The organism is Sinanaerobacter chloroacetimidivorans (assembly GCF_018128545.1).
GTDB classification, from domain to species: Bacteria; Bacillota; Clostridia; order Peptostreptococcales; family Anaerovoracaceae; genus Sinanaerobacter; species Sinanaerobacter chloroacetimidivorans.
The window spans coordinates 137861-151099 of sequence record NZ_JAGSND010000006.1; the positions used below are offsets into that span (position 1 = coordinate 137861).

18 protein-coding genes are annotated in these 13239 nt (G+C 41.7%); 6 read left to right on the forward strand and 12 right to left on the reverse strand.

The features are described 5' to 3' along the window. Window positions 1-4 precede the first annotated feature (4 nt). From KCX82_RS10750 to KCX82_RS10780, 7 genes are all read right to left on the reverse strand, one after another. A complete protein-coding gene (locus KCX82_RS10750) occupies window positions 5-1864 on the reverse strand; it encodes a DHH family phosphoesterase (RefSeq protein ID WP_227018469.1) in 1860 nt (619 codons plus the stop codon). A gap of 129 nt (window positions 1865-1993) precedes the next feature. Continuing rightward, window positions 1994-2749, reverse strand: a complete 756-nt coding sequence (locus tag KCX82_RS10755; RefSeq protein ID WP_227018470.1) for a DUF2232 domain-containing protein — start codon at window positions 2747-2749, stop codon at window positions 1994-1996. Window positions 2750-2862: 113 nt separating this feature from the next. Beyond that, a complete protein-coding gene (rpsR, locus tag KCX82_RS10760) occupies window positions 2863-3093 on the reverse strand; it encodes a 30S ribosomal protein S18 (protein ID WP_227018471.1) in 231 nt (76 codons plus the stop codon). Between the two features lie 16 nt (window positions 3094-3109). Next, the gene (locus KCX82_RS10765; protein WP_227018472.1) at window positions 3110-3532 is read right to left on the reverse strand and encodes a single-stranded DNA-binding protein; all 423 of its coding nucleotides are present in this window, start codon (window positions 3530-3532) and stop codon (window positions 3110-3112) included. Between the two features lie 53 nt (window positions 3533-3585). Continuing rightward, window positions 3586-3873 carry a 30S ribosomal protein S6 gene (rpsF, locus tag KCX82_RS10770; RefSeq protein ID WP_227018473.1) on the reverse strand — a complete coding sequence of 96 codons (288 nt, stop codon included), beginning with the start codon at window positions 3871-3873 and terminating at the stop codon, window positions 3586-3588. A gap of 83 nt (window positions 3874-3956) precedes the next feature. Continuing rightward, window positions 3957-5267 carry a SufS family cysteine desulfurase gene (locus KCX82_RS10775; RefSeq protein WP_227018474.1) on the reverse strand — a complete coding sequence of 437 codons (1311 nt, stop codon included), beginning with the start codon at window positions 5265-5267 and terminating at the stop codon, window positions 3957-3959. Beyond that, window positions 5254-6228 (reverse strand): family 2A encapsulin nanocompartment shell protein, encoded by a 975-nt coding sequence (locus KCX82_RS10780; protein ID WP_227018475.1) that lies wholly within the window; start codon window positions 6226-6228, stop codon window positions 5254-5256. The genes KCX82_RS10775 and KCX82_RS10780 overlap by 14 nt, the downstream gene beginning before the upstream one ends. Before the next feature lie 196 nt (window positions 6229-6424). Between KCX82_RS10780 and KCX82_RS10785 the strand changes: the two genes are divergently transcribed. Genes KCX82_RS10785 through KCX82_RS10795 form a run of 3 tightly spaced genes read left to right on the forward strand, consistent with a single transcriptional unit; the run spans window position 6425 to window position 7038 of the window. Beyond that, entirely contained in the window at window positions 6425-6667 is a 243-nt protein-coding gene (locus tag KCX82_RS10785; RefSeq protein ID WP_405127690.1) for a spore coat associated protein CotJA, read from the forward strand. Window position 6668: 1 nt separating this feature from the next. Beyond that, entirely contained in the window at window positions 6669-6944 is a 276-nt protein-coding gene (locus KCX82_RS10790; RefSeq protein WP_227018476.1) for a spore coat protein CotJB, read from the forward strand. Then, complete coding sequence (locus KCX82_RS10795) at window positions 6928-7038, forward strand: manganese catalase family protein (RefSeq protein ID WP_405127691.1); 111 nt, start codon at window positions 6928-6930, stop codon at window positions 7036-7038. The genes KCX82_RS10790 and KCX82_RS10795 overlap by 17 nt, the downstream gene beginning before the upstream one ends. A 28-nt stretch (window positions 7039-7066) precedes the next feature. Here the strand turns inward: KCX82_RS10795 and KCX82_RS10800 are convergent, their stop codons facing one another. From KCX82_RS10800 to KCX82_RS10815, 4 genes are all read right to left on the reverse strand, one after another. Continuing rightward, window positions 7067-7468: a DUF7577 domain-containing protein gene (locus KCX82_RS10800; RefSeq protein ID WP_227018477.1), complete on the reverse strand. Its 402-nt coding sequence runs from the start codon at window positions 7466-7468 to the stop codon at window positions 7067-7069. Between the two features lie 181 nt (window positions 7469-7649). After that, window positions 7650-8057: a DUF4418 family protein gene (locus tag KCX82_RS10805; RefSeq protein WP_227018478.1), complete on the reverse strand. Its 408-nt coding sequence runs from the start codon at window positions 8055-8057 to the stop codon at window positions 7650-7652. Between the two features lie 93 nt (window positions 8058-8150). Then, entirely contained in the window at window positions 8151-8351 is a 201-nt protein-coding gene (locus tag KCX82_RS10810) for a hypothetical protein (protein ID WP_227018479.1), read from the reverse strand. Window positions 8352-8828: 477 nt separating this feature from the next. Then, entirely contained in the window at window positions 8829-9008 is a 180-nt protein-coding gene (locus KCX82_RS10815; protein WP_227018480.1) for a hypothetical protein, read from the reverse strand. Between the two features lie 130 nt (window positions 9009-9138). Here KCX82_RS10815 and KCX82_RS10820 point away from each other — a divergent pair, with 130 nt between their 5' ends. Further along, window positions 9139-10578, forward strand: coding sequence for a recombinase family protein (locus tag KCX82_RS10820; RefSeq protein WP_227018481.1), 1440 nt, complete (start codon window positions 9139-9141; stop codon window positions 10576-10578). Beyond that, window positions 10487-11119, forward strand: a complete 633-nt coding sequence (locus tag KCX82_RS10825; protein WP_465250646.1) for a manganese catalase family protein — start codon at window positions 10487-10489, stop codon at window positions 11117-11119. Before KCX82_RS10820 ends, KCX82_RS10825 begins: the two co-directional genes overlap by 92 nt. Window positions 11120-11279: 160 nt before the next feature. On the opposite strand, the gene KCX82_RS10830 is transcribed toward KCX82_RS10825, so the two are convergent. After that, window positions 11280-11678, reverse strand: coding sequence for an FMN-binding protein (locus KCX82_RS10830; RefSeq protein ID WP_227018483.1), 399 nt, complete (start codon window positions 11676-11678; stop codon window positions 11280-11282). 171 nt (window positions 11679-11849) lie between these two features. Between KCX82_RS10830 and KCX82_RS10835 the strand changes: the two genes are divergently transcribed. Next, window positions 11850-13229 (forward strand): YibE/F family protein, encoded by a 1380-nt coding sequence (locus tag KCX82_RS10835; protein ID WP_227018484.1) that lies wholly within the window; start codon window positions 11850-11852, stop codon window positions 13227-13229. Window positions 13230-13239 lie beyond the last annotated feature (10 nt).

The following is a 13239-nucleotide window of genomic DNA, read 5'->3' on the forward strand; positions in this document are numbered from 1 at the left end:
CCTCCTATTTATGATCCAGCTCTTCGATCATCTCCACGATTTTTTGTATAGCCTCTTCAACAGAGATTTCTACCTGGGCACCAGCTTTGGACAGATTTCCTCCGCCTCCCAGCTTCTCCATAATTGTTTGAACGTTCATCTCTCCTAAAGACCTTGCACTAATTACCGTCGTGCCCTCTTCGTTCTGTCCCAGCACAAAACTAGCCTTTACCCCTTTGATGCCCAGCATTTCATCTGCAGCCCGGGAATTGATCACTTGGACATCCACATGCTTGCCTTCACATACTGCTATAGCAACGCCGGGATATGGCATGACGGAATTGGAAATAATCTTGGCTTTCTGCTTGATAGATTCAATATCTGTTTGGAAAAATTGCCTTACATTCGCGGTGTCCGCCCCCATTCGCCGCAGCCAGGACGCTGCTTCAAAGGTTCGGACTCCCGTCTTGATGGAGAAACGGTTTGTATCCACCGTTATCCCCGCAAGCAGAATTTCTGCCTCCAGTTTGTCGATATCTTTCTTATCACCGGTATACTGCAGAATTTCTGTAACCAGCTCTGAAGTGGATGAAGCATAAGCCTCCATATATGTCAATGTGGCATTTTCAATAAAGTCTTCTGTTTTTCGATGGTGATCGATCACCACGAGTTTATCCGTTTTGGTAAGAAGCTCAGGGCACTCTACCAATGTGGTTCTATGGGTATCCACGATCACCACCAGAGTGTCTTTATCCACCAACTCTAATGCGTCTTCGTTCTTAATAAATTTATAATTCCCGGTGTCATAGGCCCGGTTATACATTTCCGTAAGTGTTTCATTAAACGAATTAATGATCACAAAAACTTCTTTATTTCGGTTTTTCGCGAATCTGCAAATTCCCAAAGCAGCCCCAAAGGAGTCCATGTCGGGTTTTTTGTGACCCATAATAATGACCTGGCTGGACTGATCAATAAGCTGTCTTAAAGCATGGGCCATAATTCTTGATTTGCCCTTATTGCGCTTTTCTACCGTTTGCAGCCTGCCGCCATAGTATTCCACTTTATTCACTTTTTTTACGACAGCCTGATCCCCTCCGCGGCCTAATGCCAGATCCAGTGCGGCGGTTGCATATTCATCCATTTGCTGCGGTGTTTTTCCGCCTACACCGATACCGATGCTTAATGACGCCGGGAAATCCGCATCTGTCTCTATTTCTCGAACCTCGTCCAAAATGGAAAATTTACCGGCCTCCAGTTTCTCAAAATGTTTGTATTCAAAGACTATAAAATACTGATAGCTGCGAAATCTTGTAACAGAAGCGGATATTTTTGTCGCCCACTGTCTTATGGTCCTTTCTATTTCAGCAGCTATTATGGATTTTCTTTCGTCTGGAGAACTTGCAATCAGTTCATCATAATTATCTACACTGACGTAGGCAAAGCAGTTTTTTTCATCCTTATAAAGTGATTTTAAGAGTTCGTAGTTTGTAATATCAATCCAGTAAAGGACCGCATTATTTGCTTTATCCTCATCTACAAAGGAGGATACTACCCGATAGGTCTTTCCATTGTGAGAAACAACAATGGGTTTCTCCAAATCCTCAGTGAAAAAATCCGAGGGTTTTAATCCGGTTATTTTATAAATCCCTGCGTTAGCAGCTTCTGCATCTTGATAAATATCCGAAAACTTCTTGTTAAACCAAAGAAACATTCCGTCGGAATCAATCAGGCAAAGGGGAAGAGGGTGATTGGCAACGGAATAGCTCATGGTTTTGTCAACGGCCTTCACAATATGCTCTGTGTACGCCCGCATCGATTCTTTTTTCTTATTTACACCAATATTGAAATAAGATTCGATACGGCTCTTTAATGTTTTCTCGCCCATTCTAACTCCTATTTTCTCTACTCCTCATGTGAATAACGTTATAAATTCCCGCAGGTCGCCATAGTAAATAAGAATTGCAAGAATTTCAATGCAGCAGCGCTGCATTCCAATTATAACATAATTTTCACATTATTTTAAGTTGGTTTGCGAAAATCTTTTTCTGATGTCCAATGCAATATCACTAAGTCCTAACAGGAACAGGAAGGTTTGCCCAATCCATGTTACAATAAAAATTACCGATATAATCCAGACCAGCAACCGGGGTGTTCGTTTCAAATAGCCATAATAAAAGACCACCGCCAACCCCTGTACGGAAAAAATAAAAATAAACAGCATTTGCATATTGTACATGATTATGTTTTTATCAATAATTCCCGCACCGGCTGCCAGGTAAGACAGAAGGTAAATTAAAATAGAACCTAACATAATACTTTTGGGTAATGAAAATGCCCAAAACGGAGGCAGCATCGCTGCCCTTTTTCCTGATTTCCGTAAAATCCAGGAAATGATCTTATAGTTTATATAAGCGAATACGGAAGCACAAAGGATGATGGACCCCGGCACCGCCAGCATCATGGTTTCCTTGACATTGTCCAGCGTCGTTTGCAGCTCAGCAGGATCAACATTTGTAATTCCAAGCATTTCATACCTTTGCATCAAATTCATGTCGGAAACACTGATCTGGTTTAAAATCGTCTCCATAGCATGAAATATAGTCTGCCCGGTTATGGCCCAGAAAAGCAAAAATACCATGGATACCGCTATCATCGCACTCAGAATTCCTTCCAGGACACCCCGATAAGCACTTTTGCCCGCAAGCATATACTTGATCATAACGGGAATCGGAACGATCAGAATGGCGACTAATATGATTAATGTGTACATAGATCCCCCTTTTGAGAGTTTTACGATATTTTCTATTTTACGATATTTCCTATCAGATAAAAAAGAAGCGATTACTCGCTTCTTCCCTTTTCCTCATTGTGTCTGTACCGAACTTAATCAGCTGTGTAAGGCAGTAAAGCCACGATTCTTGCTCTTTTGATGGCTTTTGTAACTTCTCTCTGATGAATAGCACATGTACCTGTTATTCTCTTAGGAAGAATCTTCCCTCTGTCTGTTACATATTTTCTAAGCTTATCAACTTCTTTATAATCAATGGTTTCAGCTTTGTCTGCACAGAATTGGCATACTTTTTTTCTTCTCATGCCACGTTTTTTGTCCATCATGATATTTTACCTCCTGTTAAAATGGTATATCATCATCATCTTCCAGGGCCTGGAAGCCTTCTGGAATTCCAAGGCTGCCCTTAGGATCTTCTCTATCAAATCCGGAGCCGGATCCACCGGATCCTTTTTCGCCCCATTCTAAAAATTCAACTCGTTCAGCAATAACATCTGTGGTATATACCGTAGCCCCATCTTTGTTTTTATAGCTTCCGGTCTGAATTCTACCCTGAACGCCTACCAATTTCCCTTTTGCTAAAAAACGTTCGCAATTTTCCGCAGGTTTCCCAAACACGGTAACTCTGATGAAGTCTGCCTGCTTATCCTTCGAGAACGGTCTATCCACAGCAACGGTAAAGGTAGCCACAGCGTTCTGACTTTCCGGAATGTACCGTAACTCAGGGTCTTTTGTTAATCTTCCGATTAATACTACATGATTCATATAACTACCACCCTTCTTGCTTCTTCTTTTGTTTAATACCCTATATGCAACTGTTATTTTTCGTCTTTGTTGATAATGATATGTCTGATGACCGCATCAGAAATTCTGAGTCTTCTATCAAGCTCTTTCGGAAGTTCGGCGTTTCCTGTAAACTCGATTACCACATAGTATCCTTCGTTTTTCTTCTGGATTGGGTATGCGAGCTTTTTTGTTCCCCAAACATTCACTTTTCCGACTTCACCGCCTGCTGAAATGACTTCTTTTACCATTCCGACTGCAGCTTCTTTTTTGTCGTCTTCTAAAGCAGCTTCAATGATGAACATAACCTCGTAATTAATCATTCTTTCACCTCCCTGTGGACTAAATGGCTCTTTTTCAAGAGCAGAGAGCATTCATTTGTCTAAATGCAAAATTCAATGCTTTTCTAGTATACCATAAAATGTGGATTTTGCAAGTAAAAATTATGTTGTCCCTTTTTCAGCCTTATTAACACACGTACCATTTCATCAATTTCTTCCTTCGTGTTATAAAATGCAAGAGAGGGTCTTACCGAAGTCTCCATGCCAAATCGTCTCAAAACAGGCTGCGCACAATGGTGGCCGGTGCGGACGGCGATGCCTTCCTTGCTCAAAGCGTTTCCAATTTTGTCGTTTGATAAACCATCTATAATAAAGGATATCACACTGGTTTTGTCTTCAGCAGTGCCTAAAAAAGTTAATCCTTGTATCTTATGCAAGGCTTCCATCGAATGTTCCAACAGGGAATGTTCGTATCGGCAGATATGCTCCATGCCGATACTTTCTACATAGTCAATTGCAGCACCCAGTCCGACAGCATCTGCGATATTTCCGGTTCCCGCTTCGAAACGATCTGGTGCAACTTTATACTGTGTACTTTCAAAGGTAACATCCTGAATCATATTTCCGCCGCCCTGGTAAGGCGGCATTTCCTTTAAAAGATTTTCTTTGGCATATAAAACGCCGATCCCTGTGGGGCCATACAATTTATGACCGGAAAATACATAAAAATCATAATCACAATCCGTAACATCAACTGCCAAATGAGATACTGCCTGGGCACCGTCTACCAGAATCTTTGCTCCGTGAGCATGTGCCATCTTCGTCATTTGGGCAATCGGAGTGATGGTTCCCAGCACATTGGAAACGTGAGCTACACAGACCAATTTTGTCTTTGGATTCAACATCTTTTCATACTCATCCAGTTGTATCTGGCCATGGTCATCGATAGGAATCACCCTGAGTTTTGCATCGGTTTCCTCACTTATCATCTGCCAGGGAACAATGTTGGCGTGATGCTCCAGACAGGATACTAAAATCTCATCCTCAGGTTGGAGCGTTTGTTTTCCATAAGTATTTGCAACCAGATTAATGGCCTCCGTGGTTCCTCTTACGAAGACAATTTCCCTGGGAGACGATGCGTGAATAAATTTGCAAACCTTGCTTCTGGCCTCCTCATAGGCATCGGTGGCTCTCGCAGCCAAGGTATGCGCGCCCCTGTGAATATTTGAATTCTCGTGCAGGTAATATTGTGAAATGCGGTTTATTACAGCTGCCGGTTTCTGTGTAGTTGCTGCGTTATCCAGCCAGATCAAGTCTTTTCCGTTTACTTTTTCGGATAAAATAGGAAAGTCTCTGCGCACTGCATGAACGGGGAATGGCTTCCCGCATGAATTTTTCAGGATACCGGGAACGGGAAGAAACTCATTTATAATCATAGTAGTGCCCAATTTCTACATTCTCCAGCACTGCTGCCGCGTCAGAGGATAAGATGCAAGCCGAGCTGTAAAGCATGAGAAGATACATGCCAATCCCGCGATTGTCAATTCCCATAAATCGTACCGATAATCCTTCCGATTGTTCTCCCGGCAGATTGGCCTGATAGAGGCCGATAACCCCCTGCTTTTCTTCTCCGGTACGAATTAACAAGATATTGGTAGATCCTGTCTGACCTTTTGGATTCTGCTCCCCATCCACTAAAAGCTTGTTGGTGGGAAGAATGGGGATTCCTCTCCAGGTCAAGACGCTGGATCCGTGAATCTGAATGGAAACCGGCGGAACTCCTCTTCTGGTGCATTCTCTGCCAAAGGCGGCGATGGCTTTTGGATGGGCAAGAAAAAAGGAAGGTTCTTTCCATACCTTTGCAATGAGTTCATCTAAATCATCCGGCGTAGGATACCCATTGCGGGTTCGAATTCTCTGAGATTCCGATATATTCTTTAACAGGCCGTAATCCTCACTGTTTATCAGCAGGTTCTCCTGTTTTTCTCTCAGGCATTCCACACTCAGCCGCAGTTGTTCCTCACTTTGGCTATAAGGGCTGCTGTATATATCCGAAACACGCGTACTGATTTTGACAATGGAGGAAATGGGATTAAGCAGGTATTCTCTTGGCTTGGTTTCGTATTCTATATAGCCTTCGGGAATGTTTTCAAAGCCTACTTCAGAGTTCATCATATCTAAAGGAAAATCTCCTTCAATTACTTTATTCAATCGAAAAATACCCGTTTCCAAAGGCTTCCACTCCAGCATTCTGGAAAGCCATCTGGGCGTAATAGATTCAAGCTGGGGAACTGTTTTTACCACATCTGCCAACTGATAAGCAGCATCGGAAGTCAAAAAATCTTTTTTGACTTTCTGATAGGTCTCCGTATTTTGATAATTATTTTGTTCTTCCATAAAATCGCCTCCTTCTGTTACATAGTTCGCCAACCATCAATTTTCAAATTAGGCGAGCTAAAAGTAGTATGCTGATTTTTATGGATTTCTAAACATTTTCTGTAGGATTTTAACCCATATTTTCCCGAAGCCTGGCACAAAATTTATCCAATTTCATAAAATGATTAAAGAAATATAGGAAAGGAGACAATATATTTTGAATAGTTCTGGATCTAAACCAAATAATGAATTTGAAGAACCTTACGTTGGTATGCCCATAGCCAATATGAATCGTTCCGTTCAAAAGAAGTCCTATTGTACCGCTGTTAACAGCTGTCCTCTAGCCATGGCCTATGTACCCTGGCAGTGCTGGGAACAACCTTATGAGCCAAATGTAGCATTAAAGCGGGGAACCATTTTCCCCTGTCTGGATTTACCGTGGGAGGGGTGGAGATATTAAAATGATGGATCGTCGAAGTGAACTGTTTCAAAAAATTCAGATGGTCAGTTTTGTACTGGTTGACACCAATCTTTATCTCGATACGCACCCAGATGACAGAGCGGCTCTGAATTATTATCATAAATACCGAACATTAATGGATCAAATGGTACAGGAGTATACGGATAATTATGGGCCCTTAACTCCCTATACTGTAAAATCAGCAGATATGTGGACCTGGATTGATCAGCCATGGCCATGGGAAAAGGAGGCAAATAGCTATGTGGAGTTACGATAAAAAATTGCAGTACCCCGTCAAAATTGCATGTCCCAATCCTGCAATAGCTAAGATTATCATTACACAATATGGAGGACCAAATGGCTTTCAGTGATGATTTTCAGAAATTATCCGATAGGATTCTATTCTTTCCCCGGCAGCTTTTCGCCGCATTTGTTACAATAAACAAAACTTTCTTCTACTTCCGTTCCGCAATAGGGACAGAAAGCACTGTTATGTAATTGCCTTGAGATCGTAACCTCAGATTTATTGCTTTTTCTAAATGTTTCATTGAGTGGATCCGGTTCTTCTTCCCCATCTGTAATGTCATAAACGGAATAGCGATTTTCACCGGTGGCATTTCTAAAATGATAAACCGCCTGGACGATACCCATTACGATAAAAATGATACCAAATAATGCAAAAAATATAGGCGCCCCCATGGACATTGCAAAAAACGTCCATATGATTCCAAAAATCGCGGCGGCAATGGATCCGATCCCCCCCATCATGGACGGTGCTCTTCCCGGCTTAATGCTTTTCATAAATGATCCCCCTGTGTTTTTTATTCTTTTCCATTATATCAGGTGCATCAAAAAAAAGTCACCCTTTTATGAAGCGGTAAAATGTTCTTTTTGCGCTGAACATTTTACCGCTTATATGGATAACTCTTTCTTTTGCATTCTCTTAATTTTCATAATCTGGTGCCGGAAAGCAGTATCTGGATCACCTTTTGGAACAGCTTAAGAAGAAACTGTTTACTAAGGATATCAGAGAAACCAACGTGCCCATCGCAATCATTGCCGGGGCTCGCAATGAACTGCAGGTACACTCCGTACTGCAGCTGCCGTCACAGAACCCAATTATAATTGTAGCCATTAAGGCTGTCAGAATTCCCAGCATAACCATTCCGACACTGATTCCCCATCTTGCTTGATTTGATTCCGAGGCGATGAAAAAAACAGCCATCAACAGAATCATAACTCCGATAATAAACTCTGCTTTCGCTGCCGTCGGGCATTTCATACCCATGTCCATACAATGTTCGCAGGTTCTAAGTATAAAATTAGGAACCACGGAGATCATTGCACCTAGAATTCCCAGGATAACACCCCAAATTATTTTACCAGTCAATGATAACCCTCCTATCAAATAGTTTTTCATTTACAAACGCTACTTCATTTTATGCGGACAAAGGTATGGATATGAACATGTTGTCCATGGTATTTATTCAATCCCGTATTTTTTTTTCGTTTCGAAAATTCTTCGGGACTTATACTCGTTGTATGTACGTTCCTGACTTCTGATAGCCCTGATCAGCGCTCTTTCCTCTTCAAGGCTTTTTGAGTAAGCTTTGCCAATTTCACACGTGCTGTGACAGGCAGGATACCTATTCTTGCAGTCTAAACAGGGTGACTTACTTTTCATTGTCATCTCTCCTTTGTGTTTAAAATATTATGTAAACCATCGATTGCCTCTATAAAAAATTTTTCAACAGACTTCAGATATTATAATTTTAAGGATTTCGATATTTTTCCACAAATTTTTCAAAATCGCATACAATTTTATCCAAGGCTCTGTGTGGATAACTTTACCCCTCATAAGAGGTGAAATTTCAACATATTTTTTAAATACAAAATGATTTTTCCAACACTTATCCACAGGCAAATGCATTTTACGCAGAAACCTTCCCTATACTTTCCACATTTCAACTGTTTTTTCCACATTGGGTTTTATGAAATGCACCCATCGGCAAATGCCGCATATTATATAGTAAAATCACCTAATCGATCAACTCCAACAGAACTTCAGAAATGAAGTGATAACCTTAATCGTAACGATTCATTAGTTTTCGATGCGCCCGCTGTAGCGGGCGCTTTTTGATTCCAAAATTGGATCCAAATTTTAAGGCTGCTCCTGCTGCTGTGTGCTGACGTAACCTGCCGCAGTCATAAATTTATCTGTGAGGTTTTGGGATACCCGATCTTTCTCCTTGTCACACAGCTGATCCCACCTTTTCTCTGCTCTTTTTTCTTCCGAAACTGTTACAAAAAAAACCTCAGCAGATACCTCCTTTTTTTTCATCCCTCCGCCTCCTTTCTAAATCCTATGAAGGGAAACGGATTTCTATTACAGGTCTTTTCTTTTACATTTCTCAGTAAAATATTAGGAGCATCTCAAAGCGCATATTGAAAAATCTTGAAAGGGGGTCAACATGAGGCAAGCAGCTGTTTATATTCGTGTTTCTACGGAAGAACAGACAGAGTACTCTCCTGACGCCCAGTTAAAGGCCGTTAGGGAATACGCTGAGAAGAACGACTTACAGATCCTGCCGGAGCATATCTATATAGACGAGGGCATTAGCGGAAAAAGTACGAAAAACCGGGCTGCTTTCAACCAAATGATCGGAAAGGCAAAGGAGAAGCCAAAGCCCTTTGACGCGATTCTGTTATGGAAATTTTCCCGTTTTGCAAGAAACCGGGAGGACAGCATCGTTTATAAGTCCATGCTTCGCAGACAGCTAGATATTGAAGTTATTTCCGTTACCGAAAAGATCGGTGATGACAAAATATCGGTACTGATAGAAGCCTTTATCGAGGCCATGGATGAATACTACAGCATCAATCTTGCCGAAGAGGTAAAGAAGGGAATGACAGAAAAAGCATCCAGAGGCGAATTTCAAGCCGCGCCGCCCTTCGGATACCGGAAGCCGGCAGGCTGTCCCCTTCAAGTGGCTCCGGAGGAGGCTCCTTATGTGCGTTATATATTTGAGCGATTCTTAAGCGGAACGAGTTGTTTTGTCATTGCCAAAAATCTGAATTCCATGGGAATTCGGACGAAACGAGGAAACAAATTTGAAAGACGAAATATCGAATACATTTTAAATAATCCCGTATATACAGGTTATGTAAGATGGACGCCAGGCGGAAAAACGTTAAGCAAACGGATTTTTAACAGTCCTGAAACCTTAGTCATAAAATCAGATCATATGCCGATTATAGAGGAGCCTTTGTTTCATGCAGTGGAGGAAAAGCTGAAAAAAAGAACACGCTCGCAAGGGACAAAAGGAAGGCCCGAGGACAGGAAACATTATTTATCGGGTTTTATCAAGTGCGGAGCCTGTGGTTCTACTCTGGCGTACAGCCGCTCCCACGACGGCTTTCAATGTACCGGCTATTCACGAGGCTTATGCAGTATCTCACACTATATCCAAAGACAAAGAATAGAAAATGCTGTCCTGCAGGTTCTCGACGGTATTTCCTATACCGGAAATTATAGAAGAAAAGACCACGGCAGCAGCTGCAGTGCAAGCGAAAAAAAAGAGCTCATGGAGAAAGAAATCACAGCTTTGGAAAAAATGCTGGAGCGTGCAAGAGAAGCATATTTATCGGAGATCGACTCCCTCATGGAATATGAAAAAATAAAAGAGACCCTTCACAGAAAAATTCAGAAGATAAAAACTGCTCAGGCGGAACTTGGGCTCCAACCTTTCCAGCCCTGCTCCGATCCATCCATATCCGAGTCTTCAAAAATGAGCACCATTCTTACCGGTGCAGATTCTGATGACACAAAGGCAGCCGCCCTTGCTGAAATTGTGGAAAAGATCATCTATCAGCGAGCAAAGGATAAAATCATGGTTTACTTGTACCTGTAATACCACAGTTCCTTATCATAGGATATTGCCATTTGGAGGACCGGATGGTGAATTGGCCGCATCTATGCGTTATTTATCCCAGCGATATGCGATGCCTTACAAAGAGGCCGTAGGCGTACTGAACGATGTTGGCACAGAAGAGCTTGCTCATTTCGAAATGATTGGAGCAATCGTACATCAATTGACAAGAGATATGACCATGGAACAAATCAAAGAATCAGGCTTTGATACCTATTTTGTGGATCATACCGCAGGAATATGGCCACAGGCTGCTTCCGGCATGCCGTTTTCTTCAACATTCTTCCAATCCAAAGGCGACCCTATTACCGACTTGGTTGAAGATATGGCTGCAGAGCAAAAAGCAAGAACAACTTATGATAACATCCTTCGTCTTGTAGACGATCCGGATGTCAGAGATCCCATCAAATTCCTGCGTGAACGCGAGGTCGTTCATTTCCAGAGGTTCGGCGAAGCCTTAAGGGTTGTCCAGGATCATCTGGATTCCAGGAATTTCTATGCTTTCAATCCGGCTTTTAAATAAAGCTGCTGCCGTAAAAAGAAAAAATATGAAAGGGGGCATTTCAAAATGATGAATCATCATAGAGAGCTGTCCCCTCTTTTTCTTAAGCCGTTCTAATCTATTAAGACTTGATAAATTTAAATCTCATTACAGAAGAGCATTCTCAATGACTTTTTTAATATCATTGCAGAAGAGCATTCTCTACAGCTTTTTTAATCACCTTACTTGAATTGGTAGCTCCGGCAACGGCATCTACGTCCACTTTCTGCTCTTCAACGATTTTATCCGTAATGGTCTCCGCCTCGGCCCCGCGCTCATTTCGATGCTCCAAAAGTGTGATATCTTGGATCCTTCCTCCCGAAACGGTTACTTTCACTTTTGCATAGATAAACTGAACATCACATTCTCCGATATACTGACCATCCGGTATTTTGGTAATATCGATATTGGAAAATGTAATGTTTTCAACAGTATTTTGATACTCTTTTACTTGCTGCAAATAGTTGAAACCGATCCCGCTAAGAATTACGATAATCACGCCCAATAAAATCAGCATATTTCTCTTTTTTAACCTACTCAACGCTTTGTCCTCCAATCCCGGAATAACTTCTTATTTCTATTAAAAAGAATACCACAGGATGGGTAATAATTACAGCCTGTACGAATAAAATGAAAAGAGATCGTTTTTAAAAGTGGTCAAGTTGAACAAAAGAGATGTTTTGGCTGGCCGGGTTGGCCTGGAGGAGGTACAATGAAAAAGGAGATCAGAGAAATCGTGTGGGTTGTAATAATTGCTTTCCTCATGTGTTTTATTATTCGTGATATCTTTTTTGAGACTCGGTATCATAGCGTTTCCCTGGACGAAAACCAGACTGCGGAAAGAGCTGTGATTCTGGAAATAGTACCGGGCCAAGGCGGCGAAAGCGGTCAAGGCGGCGAAAGCGGTCGAGGCGGCGAAAGCGGCAAAAGTGGCCAAAACGGCGAAAGCCTTTTGATTAAAGTATTAACCGGAGAATATAAAGGCAAAAGCTTTTCCATCAATAATTCCTATTATCATTCCGATTATTATGTAAAACCCTTCCATGAGAAAAATAAAATCATCATAAAAATAGATTCCTCGCAAAATTCTGAGACGCCTGTTATATCCATTCTTGATTTTGCAAGAGATACTTACAGTTTTTATCTTGTCATCATTTTTTTGTTCCTGCTGATTTTAATTGGAAAGAAGCAAGGTGTAAAATCAGCTCTATCGCTGATTATTACAATCTTTATCATAATCAAAGCGATGATTCCGCTCATTTTGCGGGGCTATGATCCCATTCTGGCCTCCGTTGGCTGCTGCGTTGTTATCACAATTCTGAATCTCCTCATTATCACGGGAGTCAGTACAAAGTCTTTATCTACATTACTCGGCACCAGTTTTGGTGTAATCGCCGCAGGCCTTCTTGCTTATCTTGTCAGTATCGTGTCCCATTTCTCCGGTTTAAGTGATGAAGATTCCCTTCTGTTGATGCTGGTAAATCACGATGCCCCATTCGACCTTACCGGAATTTTATTTGCAGGTATTATTATTGGAACCTTAGGGGCTGTTATGGACGTCAGTATGTCCATCGCATCCTCTATGAATGAAATCCATGTAAGCAATCCGGCCGCCAGCTGGTTGGATCTGGTAAAATCGGGCATGAGTATCGGCAAGGATGTGATGGGCACAATGGCCGACACTTTAATCCTTGCCTATGTCGGTACCGCTATCCCGTTAATTATGTTCAGTATGGTAAAAGAAACACCACTGCTTATATTATTGAATTCAGAAATGATTTCAGCGGAAATCCTGAGAGCCCTTTCGGGAAGCATCGGTATCATACTTTCTATTCCCGCCACTTCTGTATGCGCTGCCCTTTTGTTAAAATACAGCAGGGAAAAAATCGGTATGGCGAAGACGGACGTAAATTTCAGATCTCTGCCAGAACTCTCAGATGACAATATAATAGGACGGTTGATTCCAAATGAAAAACTAAGGATCGTAAGCAGTTCCGACGAATGGTATGAGGTTCTTCGGAACGGTGAAGAAAGGGGCTGGGTCCGAAAAGACGGAATTACGTTAACTCGATTCCATTTCAGAAAATCATGACCGCCCGGCT

Bases quoted from the DNA above. Each gene is read 5' to 3' on its own strand.
- KCX82_RS10750 (WP_227018469.1), bottom strand. From the start codon at position 1,864: ATGGGCGAGAAAACATTAAAGAGCCGTATCGAATCTTATTTCAATATT.
- KCX82_RS10755 (WP_227018470.1), bottom strand. From the start codon at position 2,749: ATGTACACATTAATCATATTAGTCGCCATTCTGATCGTTCCGATTCCC.
- rpsR (WP_227018471.1), bottom strand. From the start codon at position 3,093: ATGATGGACAAAAAACGTGGCATGAGAAGAAAAAAAGTATGCCAATTC.
- KCX82_RS10765 (WP_227018472.1), bottom strand. From the start codon at position 3,532: ATGAATCATGTAGTATTAATCGGAAGATTAACAAAAGACCCTGAGTTA.
- rpsF (WP_227018473.1), bottom strand. From the start codon at position 3,873: ATGATTAATTACGAGGTTATGTTCATCATTGAAGCTGCTTTAGAAGAC.
- KCX82_RS10775 (WP_227018474.1), bottom strand. From the start codon at position 5,267: ATGATTATAAATGAGTTTCTTCCCGTTCCCGGTATCCTGAAAAATTCA.
- KCX82_RS10780 (WP_227018475.1), bottom strand. From the start codon at position 6,228: ATGGAAGAACAAAATAATTATCAAAATACGGAGACCTATCAGAAAGTC.
- KCX82_RS10790 (WP_227018476.1), top strand. From the start codon at position 6,669: ATGATGGATCGTCGAAGTGAACTGTTTCAAAAAATTCAGATGGTCAGT.
- KCX82_RS10795 (WP_405127691.1), top strand. From the start codon at position 6,928: ATGTGGAGTTACGATAAAAAATTGCAGTACCCCGTCAAAATTGCATGT.
- KCX82_RS10800 (WP_227018477.1), bottom strand. From the start codon at position 7,468: ATGAAAAGCATTAAGCCGGGAAGAGCACCGTCCATGATGGGGGGGATC.
- KCX82_RS10810 (WP_227018479.1), bottom strand. From the start codon at position 8,351: ATGAAAAGTAAGTCACCCTGTTTAGACTGCAAGAATAGGTATCCTGCC.
- KCX82_RS10815 (WP_227018480.1), bottom strand. From the start codon at position 9,008: ATGAAAAAAAAGGAGGTATCTGCTGAGGTTTTTTTTGTAACAGTTTCG.
- KCX82_RS10820 (WP_227018481.1), top strand. From the start codon at position 9,139: ATGAGGCAAGCAGCTGTTTATATTCGTGTTTCTACGGAAGAACAGACA.
- KCX82_RS10825 (WP_465250646.1), top strand. From the start codon at position 10,487: ATGACACAAAGGCAGCCGCCCTTGCTGAAATTGTGGAAAAGATCATCT.
- KCX82_RS10835 (WP_227018484.1), top strand. From the start codon at position 11,850: ATGAAAAAGGAGATCAGAGAAATCGTGTGGGTTGTAATAATTGCTTTC.